The sequence below is a fragment of the Cobetia sp. Dlab-2-AX genome, from assembly GCF_024124625.1.
Lineage (GTDB): Bacteria > Pseudomonadota > Gammaproteobacteria > Pseudomonadales > Halomonadaceae > Cobetia.
Genome location: NZ_JAMXRV010000005.1, coordinates 187,732 through 202,244 on the forward strand (window position 1 = coordinate 187,732; position 14,513 = coordinate 202,244).

The 14,513-nt window shown below is 62.9% G+C and carries 11 protein-coding genes; 7 read left to right on the forward strand and 4 right to left on the reverse strand.

The window, feature by feature from the left end; genetic code table 11:
* Positions 1-8 precede the first annotated feature (8 nt).
* Positions 9-1,094 carry a DNA replication/repair protein RecF gene (gene recF, locus NH396_RS10470; RefSeq protein WP_253063482.1) on the reverse strand — a complete coding sequence of 362 codons (1,086 nt, stop codon included), beginning with the start codon at positions 1,092-1,094 and terminating at the stop codon, positions 9-11.
* On the opposite strand from recF, the gene NH396_RS10475 reads away from it, so the two are divergent.
* On the forward strand, positions 1,093-1,284 hold the full coding sequence (locus NH396_RS10475) for a hypothetical protein (protein ID WP_253063484.1): 192 nt from the start codon (positions 1,093-1,095) through the stop codon (positions 1,282-1,284). The two genes, recF and NH396_RS10475, sit on opposite strands and share 2 nt — an antisense overlap.
* Here the strand turns inward: NH396_RS10475 and dnaN are convergent.
* Together dnaN and dnaA are read right to left on the reverse strand one after the other, a co-directional pair.
* Positions 1,271-2,374 carry a DNA polymerase III subunit beta gene (gene dnaN / locus NH396_RS10480; RefSeq protein WP_043331653.1) on the reverse strand — a complete coding sequence of 368 codons (1,104 nt, stop codon included), beginning with the start codon at positions 2,372-2,374 and terminating at the stop codon, positions 1,271-1,273. The genes NH396_RS10475 and dnaN overlap by 14 nt on opposite strands.
* A gap of 145 nt (positions 2,375-2,519) precedes the next feature.
* On the reverse strand, positions 2,520-4,007 hold the full coding sequence (gene dnaA, locus NH396_RS10485; protein WP_253063486.1) for a chromosomal replication initiator protein DnaA: 1,488 nt from the start codon (positions 4,005-4,007) through the stop codon (positions 2,520-2,522).
* 840 nt (positions 4,008-4,847) lie between these two features.
* Between dnaA and rpmH the strand changes: the two genes are divergently transcribed.
* The 6 genes from rpmH (at position 4,848) to NH396_RS10515 (ending at position 12,660) form a co-directional block, all read left to right on the forward strand.
* On the forward strand, positions 4,848-4,982 hold the full coding sequence (gene rpmH, locus NH396_RS10490) for a 50S ribosomal protein L34 (protein ID WP_043331656.1): 135 nt from the start codon (positions 4,848-4,850) through the stop codon (positions 4,980-4,982).
* Positions 4,983-4,993: 11 nt separating this feature from the next.
* The gene (gene rnpA / locus NH396_RS10495) at positions 4,994-5,383 is read left to right on the forward strand and encodes a ribonuclease P protein component (protein WP_176675826.1); all 390 of its coding nucleotides are present in this window, start codon (positions 4,994-4,996) and stop codon (positions 5,381-5,383) included.
* 119 nt (positions 5,384-5,502) lie between these two features.
* The gene (gene yidC / locus NH396_RS10500; RefSeq protein ID WP_253063488.1) at positions 5,503-7,167 is read left to right on the forward strand and encodes a membrane protein insertase YidC; all 1,665 of its coding nucleotides are present in this window, start codon (positions 5,503-5,505) and stop codon (positions 7,165-7,167) included.
* Between the two features lie 210 nt (positions 7,168-7,377).
* Positions 7,378-8,796: a tRNA uridine-5-carboxymethylaminomethyl(34) synthesis GTPase MnmE gene (mnmE, locus tag NH396_RS10505; RefSeq protein WP_253063490.1), complete on the forward strand. Its 1,419-nt coding sequence runs from the start codon at positions 7,378-7,380 to the stop codon at positions 8,794-8,796.
* A gap of 154 nt (positions 8,797-8,950) precedes the next feature.
* A complete protein-coding gene (locus NH396_RS10510) occupies positions 8,951-10,846 on the forward strand; it encodes an ABC transporter transmembrane domain-containing protein (protein WP_253063492.1) in 1,896 nt (631 codons plus the stop codon).
* Positions 10,843-12,660 carry an ABC transporter transmembrane domain-containing protein gene (locus NH396_RS10515; protein ID WP_253063494.1) on the forward strand — a complete coding sequence of 606 codons (1,818 nt, stop codon included), beginning with the start codon at positions 10,843-10,845 and terminating at the stop codon, positions 12,658-12,660. The genes NH396_RS10510 and NH396_RS10515 overlap by 4 nt, the downstream gene beginning before the upstream one ends.
* A 114-nt stretch (positions 12,661-12,774) precedes the next feature.
* On the opposite strand, the gene rlmJ is transcribed toward NH396_RS10515, so the two are convergent.
* Positions 12,775-14,469, reverse strand: coding sequence for a 23S rRNA (adenine(2030)-N(6))-methyltransferase RlmJ (gene rlmJ / locus NH396_RS10520; protein ID WP_253063496.1), 1,695 nt, complete (start codon positions 14,467-14,469; stop codon positions 12,775-12,777).
* Between the last annotated feature and the right edge of the window lie 44 nt (positions 14,470-14,513).

Consider the following 14,513-nt stretch of genomic DNA (forward strand, 5'->3'; position numbering starts at 1 on the left):
TCGTGAAATCATTCCGTGTGCAGTCGCCCGTGTTCCACGTGAAACATCCTGACATCAGTGTTCGGCAACCATACCCGATCCAATGCTTCGGGTTCGACGCAGGTCACGAAGACCTGGCACTCGAGGCCTGCCAACAGCTGGCAGAACAGACGGCGATGCTCGCCATCCAGTTCCGCCGGCAGATCGTCGATCAGGTAGACACAGGTACGTCCGTTCATTTCTTCGAGCAAGCGACCCTGAGCCAGCTTGAGAGCGCTGACCACCAGCTTCTGCTGGCCGCGAGACAACACCTCGACTGCAGGGCGTCGCCCCAGGCGAATACGCAAGTCGGCGCGTTGTGGGCCAGTCTGGGTAAAGCCCATATGGCTATCACTGTCGCGCCCTGCTGCCAGCACGTCGCCCAGAGGGCGCTTGGCATCCCAACCGCGCTGATAGCGCAGAGTCAGCTCGGGCAAATCAATCAGCTCGGCAAGCGTGGCTTGAAACAGAGGTGCCAGCGCCTGCATATATTCCATGCGCAGGGCATCAAGACGTTCGCTCCAGTGAGCAAACTCTCGATCCCAGACGTTAAGTGCCTGAACGTCCATCTTACCATGCCTGAGCAGTGCGTTCCGATGTTTGAGCGCCCGACGCACGCGGCGCCAGACGTCGAAGAAGTCGTGTTTCACGTGAAACACACCCCAATCGAGGAACTCACGTCGGGCAGAGGGCGAACCCTCCAGCAACCGGAAGGCATCAGGGTTGATCAGCTGCAACGGCAAGGCCTGAGCCAGTTGGGCGACTCGCTCGACCCTCTCGCCATCCAGACGCATCTCCAGCCCATCTGCGGCCTGATCACGTCTTACCCCCAGGGGGCGCGGCGGATCGCCTGCCAGGCGGCCAAACAGCGTCATTCCTGCCGTGTCATGCGCAATGGCATGCTTGAGCTTGTGCGTGCGGAAAGAGCGCGCCAGCCCCAGCACATGGATACCTTCCAGCAGACTCGACTTGCCACTGCCATTGGCACCACTGACCAGATTCACCCCTTTTCCCGGCGCCATATCGACTGTCGCCAGGTTGCGCAGATTCTGGAATTGGAGTCGTTCAAGCGCCATGACGGCCTCATTCGATAGAGAAAAAGAGCCATGGCCGCCTTCGGGGCTCAAATACGACAACACCCGCCATTCAGGAGTGAAAATGGCGGGTGTTGTCGAGGCTCATTCTGCGATTGCGCGCGTCAATTGCGGCACAATTACGATTCAAGATACTGATTTAAAAAGCAATTACGATATTACAGGCGCATAGGCATCACTACGTAGCGCGCATCGCCGCCGCCCGGCTCTTCCAGCAGCGCTGAGCTGTTGGCATCGGAAAGCGTCAACTGCACGCGATCGGCATCCAGCACTCCCAGCACATCAATCAGGTAACCGACATTGAAGCCGATCTCGAGGCCAGCCCCTTGATAATCAAGGGCAATATTCTCTTCGGCCTCTTCCTGCTCGGGGTTGTTGGCCAGCACGCGCAGGTTGCCTGCCTCCAGATAGAGGCGCACGCCACGGTACTTCTCGTTGGAGAGAATCGCGGTACGCGACAGTACCTGACGCAACTCGGCACGCTCAGCCACGATGACCTTGTCACCGCCACGCGGGACAACGCGCTCGTAATCCGGGAACTTGCCGTCCACCAGCTTGGAGGTGAAGGTGAAGTCGCCGGTCTGGGCACGCACGTGCGTCCCGCTGACCGTCAATGTCATCAGCTCGTTGCTGCCGTCGAGCAGGCGCGTCAGCTCGAGGATACCCTTGCGCGGGATGATCAGCTTCTGCGCTTCCGGCACGCTGATGTCAGCGGCCTGCTCGCAGACGGCCAGGCGGTGACCATCGGTCGCCACGGTACGCACCAGGTTGCTGGTCAGTTCCAGCAGCATGCCGTTGAGGTAATACCGCACATCCTGTTGTGCCATCGCGAAGGAGGTCGCGTCGATCAGATGCTTGAGGGTACCGCGCGGCAGGCTGACGGTGATATCGCCCTGACCATCATCGATGTTCGGGAACTCGGCCACCGGCAAGGTCGACAGGGTGAAGCGTGAACGGCCGCTGCGCAGAATGGCGCGGCCTTCTTCCAGCGCGAGAATGATCTCGCTGCCTTCGGGCAGTGACTTGCAGATATCCATCAGCTTGCGCGCCGGTACCGTCGCGGAACCCGGCTCGTCGACACGGCTGGGCTCGACGCGCCCGATCAGCTCGACCTCAAGGTCAGTCCCGGTCAGCGACAGCTGCTGATCGGACACTTCAAGCAGCACATTGGACAGCACCGGCAGTGTCTGGCGACGCTCGACGACACCCGCCACCAGGGACAGCGGGCGCAGCAGGGCTTCACGCGAAATGGCAAATTTCATGGAGACTCCACTCTCTGGAAACGGGGCAATGCTCGCTGACAGGCAGCGCGCACGCAAAAGAAATTCGGGGCCGCAACAGGCAAGCCCGGAGCACAGCAGGCCGATGGCGTGATTGTCTCCAACCCGACCTGCCGCTGCAATTCGATCAGCTGGTCAACAGACGCAGCAGATTCTTGTAGTCCTCGCGGATATCGGCGTTCTCTTCGCGCAGCGAGGCCACCTTGCGACAGGCATGCAGTACCGTGGTGTGGTCTCGCCCGCCGAAGGCATCGCCGATTTCAGGCAGGCTGTGGTTGGTCAGCTCCTTGGCGAGCGCCATAGCGACCTGACGCGGACGGGCGACGGAGCGCGAGCGGCGCTTGGAGTGAAGATCGGAAATCTTGATCTTGTAGTACTCGGCCACGGTGCGCTGGATATTGTCCACACCCACCTGCTTGTCCTGCAGTGCCAGCAGGTCCTTCAGGGATTCACGGATGAAGTCCTGATTGATCGCGCGCCCCATGAAGTGGGAGTCGGCGATGACCTTCTTCAAGGCGCCCTCGAGCTCGCGCACGTTGGAGCGGATCTTCTGCGCGATGAAGAAGGCGGCATCGTGAGGCAGATCGACCTTGGCCTGATCGGCCTTCTTCATCAGGATCGCGACGCGCGTCTCGAGCTCCGGCGGCTCGATGGCGACGGTCAGTCCCCAGCCGAAGCGCGACTTGAGGCGCTCCTCGACCCCATTGATCTCCTTCGGATAGCGGTCCGAGGTCAGGATCATCTGCTGCCCGCCCTCGAGCAACGCATTGAAGGTGTGGAAGAACTCCTCCTGGGAGCGCTCCTTGCCAGCGAAGAACTGGATGTCATCGATCAGCAGCGCATCCACCGAACGGTAGAAACGCTTGAAGTCATTGATGGCATTGAGCTGCAGCGCCTTGACCATGTCCGCCACGAAGCGCTCGGAGTGCAGGTAGACCACCTTGGCATTCTCGCCGCCCTGCTTGGCCAGATGATTGCCCACCGCGTGCATCAGGTGAGTCTTGCCCAGACCCACGCCGCCATACAGGAACAGCGGGTTGTAGGCGCCGCCGGGGTTCTCGGAGACCTGGCGCGAAGCCGCGCGAGCCAGCTGGTTGGACTTGCCTTCGACAAAGGTTTCGAAGGTGAAGTTCGGATTCAGGCCACTGGAATGCTTGAGGCTACCTTCTACCTGCACCTGGCGCGTGTTGCGACGCGGTACCTGTTCCTGGGCGCCATCGCCGGCCATCTCACGCTCTTCCGCAAAATTGCCCCGCGGTGGCGTATGCACGGAAGGGGCACGCGGGCTCGGCATCTGACCCGGCGCCGGCGCCTGGGCGGATACCGGCGACGCAGCCGCACCTTCCGGACGCGGGTTCGAGACGGTCCGACGGCTACCGACGCTCAGCTCGACCTTGGGCGGCTTGCCCGGTGCCAACTCACGCAGCAGCTCGTGGATTCGTTTGAGGTACTTGTCATTGACCCAATCACGCACGAAGCGGTTGGGGGCGAGCAGGCACAGCTCTCCGCTGTCGCCTTCCTCGGCCTGCAGGGGACGAACCCAGGTATTGAACTGCTGTGAATTCAGCTCGTCTTGCAGGGCGTCAAGACATTGTTGCCAAAGTGCGAGCGACACGCGACCTCACATCCAGTTGTCAAAGGGGCGGCCATTGTATAGGCCAAGCCACGAGTTATCCACACGACATCTGCCGCAAAAAGTACTGTGGACAACATCGGTATTCTTCAAGCATCCGCATCGGGACAGGCTGGGGAGCATCCGCGTACAAGATTGCGACTGTGGACAAGACGACAGTTATGCACATAGCCATACACAGGCTGAACGCAGGTTGCCCACCACTTATCGCCAGAGCTGTCCTGTCGACATGCCATTGAGCAAAATGGGAAAAATCAGGTTATCCACAGCGACTGCCTTCCTTAATAGTTATTGGTTATTCAGAACTACCTTCTTTGTAGTGATGATAGAAGACCAGACTGGCAGGACTTCGCGTGAGACACCGAGAACCGTCATCGAGAGCAGAGGCTCAGGTTATCCACTGCAACTTTTCGGCACGCCCATCACCGGATCAGCGATCACGCCGGTTCACTCATGGCGGCCCACCTGACCAGACATTCCGCACAGAGATTCCGCGCAGGCATGCAGCGTCGACAGTCCGCTGATCCGGTGGCCATTCGGCGGCACCTGATGGCCCAACGACGGCAAAGCGAGATTTTTTGCACCTGACGGCCTGTCTTTCCCGTGATCCAGGTAAGACACGAAGCGCCATATGGCGGGCGGCGTAGACGATATCTGTCGTCAAGTGCCGCGAACGGGCTGTGGACAACTTCCCACGCGACATTGCAAGCCACTTGCAGATTCACTAGAATCCCTGCCCCTGACCAATCTGCCCTGTCCTCATGTGGATACAGGGCAACATTCGTTGACCTTTTCCAAACAACCACGTGGGAAGAAGCAGCTATGAAACGCACATTTCAGCCGAGCGTCCTGAAGCGCAAGCGCACACACGGTTTCCGTGCTCGTATGGCGACCAAAGGTGGCCGTGAGGTCATCCAGCGTCGTCGTGCGAAAGGCCGCAAGCGTCTGAGCGCCTGATCGAGGCCCGGATGTCCCGTCAGGGATTTCCCCGGCAGCTTCGCTTGCTGACTGCCGGGGATTACCGGCACGTCTTCGATCACACCACCCTCAAGGTACACGGCAAGGGGCTTCTGGCCCTGGCGTGTCCGAATGACCTGGGACATGCCCGCCTGGGGTTGGTGTTCAGCAAGAAGAACGTGCGCCGTGCCGTAGATCGCAACCGCCTCAAACGTCTGACGCGCGAATCCATTCGCCTCCGCCAGCAGCGCCTTCCGGCCGTCGACATCGTCGTACTGGCCAAGCGAGGCGTGACCGAGCTGGACAACGAGACCCTGCATCGCCAGCTGAACGGCATGTGGGCTCGTCTGGAGAAGGACGCCAGACGCCAGAAAGCGGCCAAGTCAACGCCACCTGCCTGACGTGACACCTGCCCGGTGCGTCCGGCATGTGGCGTTTTTTTCGTTATACGCCCTACCGTTCGTACCCGGACTCATCTGACTCCCCGCCAGATTGATTCACCCTCCAACGGGTATACACCATGGACGTCAAACGATTACTCCTCGTGATTCCGCTTGCGGTTGTCGCCTATCTGATGGTGGTCCAGTGGAACAAGGACTACGACCAGCCGGCTGCGGAAACACAGGCTCCCCAGGTTGCCTCTCAAACCGCCAATGACACTGCGCAAGGCCTTGAAGCCCCAAGCAGCAGCACGACTGCCAATGGCGATACCGGCCTCTCCACGCCGGATAGCGCAGCAAGCACGCCGAGCAAAAACCTGATTGAAGTCAAGACTGACGTGCTGGACCTGCGTATCGATCCGCAGGGCGGTGACGTGGTCTATGCAGCGCTGCTCGAGCACAAGCAGAACAACGCTTCCGAGTCGCCCTTCGTGCTGCTGTCCGACAATCAGTCACGCAGCTACGTGGCCAAGTCCGGTCTGCAGCTGGATGGCCACAAGGGCCGTATCGCCTTCTCTGCCGACAGCAACAGCTACACCCTTGCCGAGGGTGACGACAGCCTGCAAGTGGACCTGAAGACCGACATCAATGGCGTTGCGGTCATCAAGCGCTTCACCGTCAGCCAGGACAGCTATCAGATCAAGGTCGACTACCTGCTGGACAACCAGTCCCAGCAGCCGGTCAATGCTCGCTTCATCGGTCAGCTGGCCCGTGACAACAGCGCGGACCCGACCAGCGGTAGTGGCATGGGCATGAGTTCCTACTTGGGTGCGGCCTTCTCTTCGGAAGAGAACCACTACCAGAAGGTCGATTTCGAAGACATCCAGGACGGCAGCTTCAAGAATGTCGACGTCCAGGGTGGCTGGGTGTCCATGATCCAGCACTACTTCGTGTCTGCCTGGGTGCCGGCTGACAACCAGAAGAACCTCTACTACACCACCGTCGACAAGCAGAACCGCAACGTCGCCGCCTTCGCGAGCCCGACGACCCAGATTGCCGCGGGTCAGCAGGCTGAGCTCGGCGCGACCCTGTTCGTCGGCCCGAAGGACCAGGACCAGCTGGAAGCGACCGCTCCCTACCTGGAGCTGGTTGTCGACTTCGGCTGGCTGTGGTTCCTGGCCAACCCGCTGTTCTGGCTGCTGGAGCACATCCACGCGCTGGTCGGCAACTGGGGTGCCTCCATCATCCTGCTGACCGTTCTGGTCAAGGTCGTGCTGTTCCCGCTGTCCGCGACCGCGTACCGCTCGATGGCCAAGATGCGCAAGATGGGCCCCGAGATGCAGCGCATCAAGGAAAAGTACGGCAGCGACCGCCAGAAGGTCTCCCAGGAGATGATGAAGTTCTACCAGACGGAGAAGATCAATCCGCTGGGGGGCTGTCTGCCGATCTTGATCCAGATGCCGGTCTTCATCGCCCTGTACTGGATGCTGATGGAATCCGTCGAACTGCGCCACGCGCCGTTCATGCTGTGGATCCAGGATCTGTCAGTGAAGGACCCGCTGTTCATCCTGCCGATCATCATGGGCCTGACGATGTTCATCCAGCAGCAGCTGAACCCGACGCCTCCGGACCCCACCCAGGCGAAGATCATGAAGATGCTGCCGATCGTCTTCACCTTCTTCTTCCTGTGGTTCCCGGCGGGTCTGGTGCTGTACTGGATCGTCAACAACACGCTGTCGATCGCTCAGCAGTACGTCATCACCCGTCAGATCGAGAATGCCGAGCCAACCAAGAAAGGCGCATGATGCCTTTCAGGTTCGCCTGACATGGCTCACCCACGACCCTCGCCTCGGCGGGGGTCGTGGCGTTTCAGGGCCCTGATTCCGGGGGCTGCGCCTATACTCCCGCCGCAAGGTGCCTCCCCCATCACCCCGCTTGCTGTCACGGGCCTCCAGCCGCGACAATAGCGGCCATCTCCTTCATTTTCATTCCGGCTTCGCGCCCGAGGTTTGTGCATGTCTACCGCCTACCAGCCTGACTCCATCGCGGCCCTGGCCACTCCGCCCGGCCGGGGTGGCGTCGGCATTATCCGTGTCTCCGGTCCGGCCTGTCAGGCCATCGCCCAGGCCATGCTGGGCCAATGCCCGCCGGCGCGCCGCGCCCACTATGGCCCCTTCATGGGACTGGATACCCAGGGCAATCCCATCGCCCTCGACGAAGGCATCGCGCTCTATTTCCAGGGCCCGAATTCCTTCACCGGCGAGGACGTGCTGGAGCTGCAAGGGCACGGCGGCCCGGTGATCATGGACCTGCTGCTGGAGCGCTGCGTGCAGCTGGGCGCACGCCTGGCACGCCCCGGTGAATTCAGCGAGCGCGCCTTCCTCAACGACAAGCTGGATCTCGCCCAGGCCGAGGCCATCGCCGACCTGATCGACGCCAGCTCACGCGCGGCGGCCGAGAATGCGCTGCGCTCGCTCAAGGGCGAGTTCTCGACGCGCGTCAGCGCGCTGGTGCAGCGTCTGATCGAGCTGCGCATCTACGTCGAGGCCGCCATCGACTTCCCCGAAGAGGAAATCGACTTCCTGGCCGACGGCCATGTCGCGGCGCGCCTCAATGAGGTCAAGGCAGAGCTGGTGGGCGTGCGCGCCGCTGCCAACCAGGGCGCTCTGATGCGCGAGGGCATGACGGTGGTGATCGCCGGCCGCCCGAATGCCGGCAAGTCGAGCCTGCTCAATGCGCTGACCGAGCAGGACACCGCCATCGTCACCGACATCGAAGGCACCACCCGCGACGTGCTGCGTGAGCACATCCATCTCGACGGCATGCCGCTGCATATCATCGATACCGCCGGGCTGCGCGACACGCCGGACGCCGTCGAGCGCATCGGCGTGCAGCGCGCCTGGGACGAGATCGAAAAGGCGGACCGCGTCCTGCTGCTGGTCGATGCTGCGACTACCTCGGCGACGGACCCGATGGAGATATGGCCGGAGTTCGTCGCGCGCCTGCCGGACCCAACCCGCCTGACGCTGGTCCGCAACAAGATCGACACCAGCGGCGAGACGCCGGGGCTGACCGCCATCACCGCAACACAGGATGGCGATGCCGAGCAGGCACGCCACCAGGCCAGCGTGGTGCGCATCTCGGCGCGCGACAATCAGGGCCTCGATGCGCTGCGTGATCACCTCAAGGACATCATGGGCTTCACCGGCACGGCAGAGGGTCGCTTCAGCGCCCGCCGCCGCCACCTGGATGCGCTGGAACGCGCTGGCGAGTCCCTCGATAACGGCGACGCCCAGCTGCATGGCGCCGGTGCCGGGGAGCTGCTGGCCGAAGACCTGCGCGCCGCCCAGATGGCGCTGTCCGAGATCACCGGCGAATTCTCCGCCGATGACCTGCTCGGGGAAATCTTCGGCAGCTTCTGCATCGGCAAGTGATCGCACCGAAGTGATCGCGCAGAGCTGACTCCCGCCCGCAGGCAGGCTCTCCTCTTGCCGACAGTGCTTGCGTCTGGCTGTCTCCCTCTCGTTATACTGCCTCTGCCGACCCCTCCGAGTGGCGGAGGCGGGCAGGGGCAGACAGGGAGCCGACATGGCGGGACGCGCGACATCGAACAGACCGCAGGATGCCCATCGCGAGTCCCGTGACTCCAGTGCCTCACCCCCGCCGGCCCCCGCCGCCGAGCTGACTGCCGGGCCTCTCCCCGAGGCCCCGTTGCGCCACCTGCTGCTCGACTTCTTCACCCGCCATTGGCCCCGCTATCTGCTGGCCATCGCGTTCCTGATCGGGGTCGCGGGGCTGAATCTGCTGTTGCCGTGGGCGATCGGCGCCACCATCGACGCGTTGCGTGACGGCAGCCTCGACCACGACGCCTTGCTGAACCGCCTGTTATGGCTGATAGGCGCGGGGCTCGCGCTCTATGCACTGCGCTATGCCTGGCGCGTGACGCTGTTCGGTACCGCCTATCAGCTAGGGACGGAGCAACGTGATGCCTTCCATGCCAAGCTGACGCGCCTGGACCCCGGCTTCTACCAGCGCCATCGCACCGGAGACCTGATGGCGCACGCCAGTCAGGACATCGATGCCGTGGAGATGGCCGCCGCGGAAGGCGTGCTGTCCAGCGTCGATGGCGCCATGACCTTCGTGCTGGTGCTCGGCATCATGCTGATCGCCATCGATGTGCCGCTGACGCTGCTCGCGCTGTTGCCCTTCCCCTTCATGGCCTGGGCCTTCGCACGCATCTCGCGACGGATCGGAGAGCGTTTCCGCGAATCGCTGGAGCGCTTCTCGGACCTGAATGACCAGACCCAGGAAGCCTTCGCCGGCATTCGCATGCTCAGAAGCCATGCCTTGCTGGAGGATGAAGGCGCAAGGTTCTCGCAGCGTGCCGCCGCCGCCGAAGCCGTCGATTATCGCGTCCAGAAGCTGGAGGCAGCCTTTGATCCGGTGGTGTTCATTGCGCTCTCGGCGGCGACGCTGTTGACCCTGGGCGTGGGTAGCTGGCGCTATCTGGATGACGCCATCACCCTGGGCCAACTGACCAGCTTCACGCTCTATCTGGCGCAGTTGATCTGGCCGATGTTCGCGCTTGGCTGGTGCCTGAATATCCTGCAGCGCGGCGCGGCAGCCGCACGGCGGCTGGCTACCTTCCACGCCGCACCAGAAGCCCTTGAGGACAGCGGCACCCTGGACAATGTCAGCGACCATTCACTACGCCTTGAAATCAATGAATTCCACTACCCGGGCAACCAGCAACGTGCTCTGGGCCCTCTCTCCCTTCAGGTGGCGGCAGGGGGCAGTCTGGGGATCGTTGGCGCGACCGGCAGTGGCAAGTCCACCTTGCTGCGTCTGCTGTCGCGCAGCTGGCCTCTGACGCCTGAGCAAGGGGTCTTGACGCTCGGCGGCAGAGAAGCGAGTGAGTACACACTATCGGTTTGGCGCCAGCAGTTCTCACTGGTTCCCCAGGACCCGTTCCTGTTTGCGCTCTCGGTGGCCGACAATGTCGCTCTCGCCTGCCCCGAGGCCTCTGACGAGCAAATCCGTGAGGCGCTGCGCGCCGCAGCCTTCGAGGAGGATCTGCGCCGCCTCCCCCAAGGGTTGGGAACGCTGGTGGGTGAGCGAGGCATCACACTCTCCGGCGGTCAGCGTCAGCGACTGGCATTGGCACGCAGCCTGCTCAGCGAGGCGCCTATCCTGCTGCTGGACGACACCCTGTCGGCGGTCGACCAGGTCACCGAACGCACTCTGCTAAGGACTCTGGCGCGTCTGCAGCAGCCCGATCACCACGGCCTCCAGCGCACGCTGATCATCAATTCCCATCGCCTGTCTGCCGTACAGGCCTGCCAGCAGATTCTGGTGCTCGAGGACGGGTGCATCCTGGAACAGGGCGATCACGCCAGTCTGCTGGCCGCCCGAGGCGCCTACTGGCGCCTCTGGCAGGCCCAGCAGGTCAGCCGCGAAGACGATGCCAAGGCGGAGCGCTCATGAGCCAGGATGCCGCGACACGACACGACACCCTCAGCGGCACTCGCCTGCTCAGCCGACGGCGGCTGGCATTGCTCTGGCAACCGCTGGGCAGGCGCCGCGCAGAGGTCCTGCGCGCGCTGTTGATCCTGATCGCGGCGACCGTACTGGATGTGCTTGGCCCGTGGCTGACCCAGCGCTATCTGGATGACTACCTGATTCCCGGCAACCTCGCTCCCGAGGCCCTGGCAGGCTTGGTGGCCATCTACGTGATCACCCAGCTGGGCGCCGCCGCCGGGCGCTATTTCCAGCAGCTGCGCTTTGCCCGTCTGGCCCTCGCCAGCGTGCGCGATATCCGTGAGCGAGTCTTCACACACCTGCTGCATCAACCTCTATCGACCCTCGACAATATCGCCGCCGGTGAATTGGTGGCCCGCGTGACCAACGACACCGAGTCGCTCAAGGAGCTGTATATCGGGGTGCTGGCGACACTGATCGGCAATGTGGTGCTGTTGATCGGCATCCTGTCGGCGATGGCCCTGATGGATGGCACCCTGGCGATGATCGCGACGGCGCTGGTCCCGCTCTCCATCGGCATGATCTGGCTGTATCAGCGCTTCTCCGGGCGTGCTGCACGCGAGGTACGCCGCCTGCGCGCCTTGCAGAATGCCAGAATCGCCGAGGCGATCGGCGGCATGAGTGTGCTGCAGGCAAGCAACCAGACCGAACGCTTCAGTCAGCGCTACCATCACCTCAACGTCTCCCAGTATCAGGCGCGCATGCGCACGGTGCGTGTGTCGGGGCTGCTGTTGCGTTCGGCCATCGACCTGATGGCGATGCTGATCACGCTCTCGCTGGTCGCCGTGTTCGGGCTGCGCGAACTGGGCGGCGGTGCAGAACTGGGGGTGCTCTACGCGTTCATCGCCTGGTTGGGTCGCATCAGCGAGCCCCTGATCCAGATCACACAGCGACTGCAAGTCTTCCAGTCGGCGCTGGTGGCGACAGGCCGGCTGGAAGAGGTCCTGGACCGGCCGCGCGAGACGCCTGAGCCAGATAAGCGCGCTGCGAGGAAATCCACGGGTGGGCACACCGACAACACCGTGATAGCGAGTGGTCACTATCAACTCGAGCAGCTGACGTTCCGCCATCAGGGTGCGGAGGGCTCGGCCCTCAAAGGCCTGACGCTTGCCATCGAGAGCGGTGAGTTTCTCGGCGTGGTCGGCCCGACGGGCAGCGGCAAGTCCACCCTGCTTGACCTGCTCAGCGGGCAGCGCCCTGCCCCGGGGACTCAGCTGCTGCTGGATGGTCGTCCGCTGATGGAGTGGTCGGCTCGACAACGCGCTACCGCAATCGCCGTCGTCCCGCAGGAGCCCTTCATCCGCGCCACGACACTGCGCGACAACCTGCTGCTGGGGCGTGAGATCAGCCAGCAGAAACTGTCATGGATTCTGCACAAGGCGCACCTGGCACCGCTGATCGATAGTCTGCCGCTGGGGCTCGACACCTTGCTGGGCGAGCGCGGCCTCAGCCTCTCCACGGGTGAGCGCCAATTGCTGGCGCTCGGACGCGCATTGGTCACGACACCACGCGTGCTGTTGCTGGATGAGGCAACCGCCAGCATCGATAGCCATACCGAAGCCCTGTTGCAGCAGGCACTGCATGAGCTACGTGGCGAAGTGACCTTGATCGTGGTGGCACACCGGCTTGCCACGGTGCGCGATGCGGACCGCCTGCTGGTGCTGGAACAGGGCCGCATCACCCAGCTGGGGACCCATGATGCCCTGATGGCAGAATCCGGCCTCTATCGGCGGCTATGGCGAGAAGACATCGCGCACTGATCAGGCAGGCCAACGGCCCCCACAATGCAAACGCCCCCACAGGCATGGCCTATGGGGGCGTTTGCAATCCGAGCTCATGATATGGCGCTCAGCGTTCTGCGTTCACCTCAACCATCACGGCTTGCGAGGGCCGCGTGGCTTGTTGCTCTGTTTCTTGCCAGGCGCTGTCTTGCCAGAAGCGGTCTTGCCAGGCGCTGACTTGCCAGAGCTTTCCTTGCTGGCGCCGCCCTTGGCCGCCTTGCCTCTCATGGCATTGCTTTCCTGCTTCTCACGCAGGGCACGCGCTTCACGCGCATCCAGCGGCTTGCCGACATCCTTGTTGTCTTCGGGACGCTGCTTGGCCGCGTACTTTCTGGGCAGTTTGGTCGTGCTGTTCGGGTTGACCTGACCATCACGACCGATCGCCGGCGTGCTGCGCATGCTGACCCGCGTGGAACCTTCGCGGCGGCCCTTGCCCGGCACGCTGGAGGACCAGTCGCTCCAGCTGGCAGAATCCTTGCCCGTGCCCTTGCCTGCCGTCTCGCCCTTGCCACGCGGACGAGTCGGTTCGACAGCGGCCGTCGACTTGCGCTCGACAGGCTTCTCGCTGACGCGCTTGCGGCTCGGCGCGGAATGCCCATGCACCTGATCCTTGATCTGGGCCTTGATGCTGGTCTTGGGCTTGGCGGTCGCGGAATGGCGCTTGCCCTTGGCCTTGGATGTCGCACCGTCGCTGCGAACACGTGGCTTGGCCCAGCCTTCACCACGCTTGAGCTTCTCGCGCTTCGGCTTGGCCTGGGTCACCTCGACATCACTGTCACGCTTGACCTTCTGATTGAGCTTGCGCAGTGCCAGCAGTCGCTCGCGCGACATTGGCTTGGGCTCGCTGCGCTCGCGTGCGACCTCCTCCGACAGCCACCACAGGCCCTTGTGCTCGACGGCAACCGACTGCGGAGCCGGCAGCGCGCCCTTGAGCACCTTGACCACTTCCTGCATGGCGGTGGAGAACTGACGGTCGAACTGCCACGGCGGATTGATCACCAGCATGCCGGAGCCGTACATGCCGTGCTCGCCTTCCGGCGAATCGATCGTCAGCTCACTGCGCCACATCGGTGCCGGCGAATGCTTCTTGAGGCGCTCGAGCAGGTCATGCTGACGCCCTGCCGGCAGCAGCGGGTACCAGATCATGATGGTGGCATGACGTGACTTGCGCAGAGTCTCGACCACGACCTCGGCGACATCACGGTAATCATTCTTCAGCTCATAGCTGGGGTCGATCAGTACGGCGACGCGCGGCGTGGTGACCGGCACGGCCGCCAACAGACCGGACAGACCATCCTGCTGACGACGCATGACCTTGCCGAGGCTGTCACGCTGCACCGGCGCCTGATCGAAGTGGTAGATCTCGCCCGGATGCAGCTCATAGGCCAACAGGCGATCGCCACGACGCAGCGACTGGCTCAGCCACCAGGGCGAACCGGGATAGACACTCAACTCGCCGGCACTACCCTTGCCCGTCTCCGGCTGCATATCCGCCAGACGCGCCAGCCAGCGCGCCAGAGGCTTGTCCGCTGCCGATGAGCGTGGCTCGCCCGCATCGGTCAACCAGCGGTCACGCACCTGCCACAACGGCAGAACGCCCTGCTCGTATTCGCGCAGCTGTTCCGTCTCGCGGGCCGCCAGCGGATACCAGCCACGACCGGCGTGAGTGTCGATAAACGTAACGGGAGATTCTTTACGTAATAGCTGCTCGGCCAGGGTGGTGGCGAGCAGGTGCTTGTGCAGGTCGGCAAAATTGCCAGCGTGATAGGCGTGCTGATAGGCGAGCAAGAGCGCCTCCTTGATACGGCGATATCTGCCACATCCAGCGAGGC

Bases quoted from the DNA above. Each gene is read 5' to 3' on its own strand.
- rpmH (WP_043331656.1), top strand. From the start codon at position 4,848: ATGAAACGCACATTTCAGCCGAGCGTCCTGAAGCGCAAGCGCACACAC.
- NH396_RS10515 (WP_253063494.1), top strand. From the start codon at position 10,843: ATGAGCCAGGATGCCGCGACACGACACGACACCCTCAGCGGCACTCGC.
- yidC (WP_253063488.1), top strand. From the start codon at position 5,503: ATGGACGTCAAACGATTACTCCTCGTGATTCCGCTTGCGGTTGTCGCC.
- NH396_RS10475 (WP_253063484.1), top strand. From the start codon at position 1,093: ATGACGGCCTCATTCGATAGAGAAAAAGAGCCATGGCCGCCTTCGGGG.
- dnaN (WP_043331653.1), bottom strand. From the start codon at position 2,374: ATGAAATTTGCCATTTCGCGTGAAGCCCTGCTGCGCCCGCTGTCCCTG.
- mnmE (WP_253063490.1), top strand. From the start codon at position 7,378: ATGTCTACCGCCTACCAGCCTGACTCCATCGCGGCCCTGGCCACTCCG.
- NH396_RS10510 (WP_253063492.1), top strand. From the start codon at position 8,951: ATGGCGGGACGCGCGACATCGAACAGACCGCAGGATGCCCATCGCGAG.
- recF (WP_253063482.1), bottom strand. From the start codon at position 1,094: ATGGCGCTTGAACGACTCCAATTCCAGAATCTGCGCAACCTGGCGACA.
- rnpA (WP_176675826.1), top strand. From the start codon at position 4,994: ATGTCCCGTCAGGGATTTCCCCGGCAGCTTCGCTTGCTGACTGCCGGG.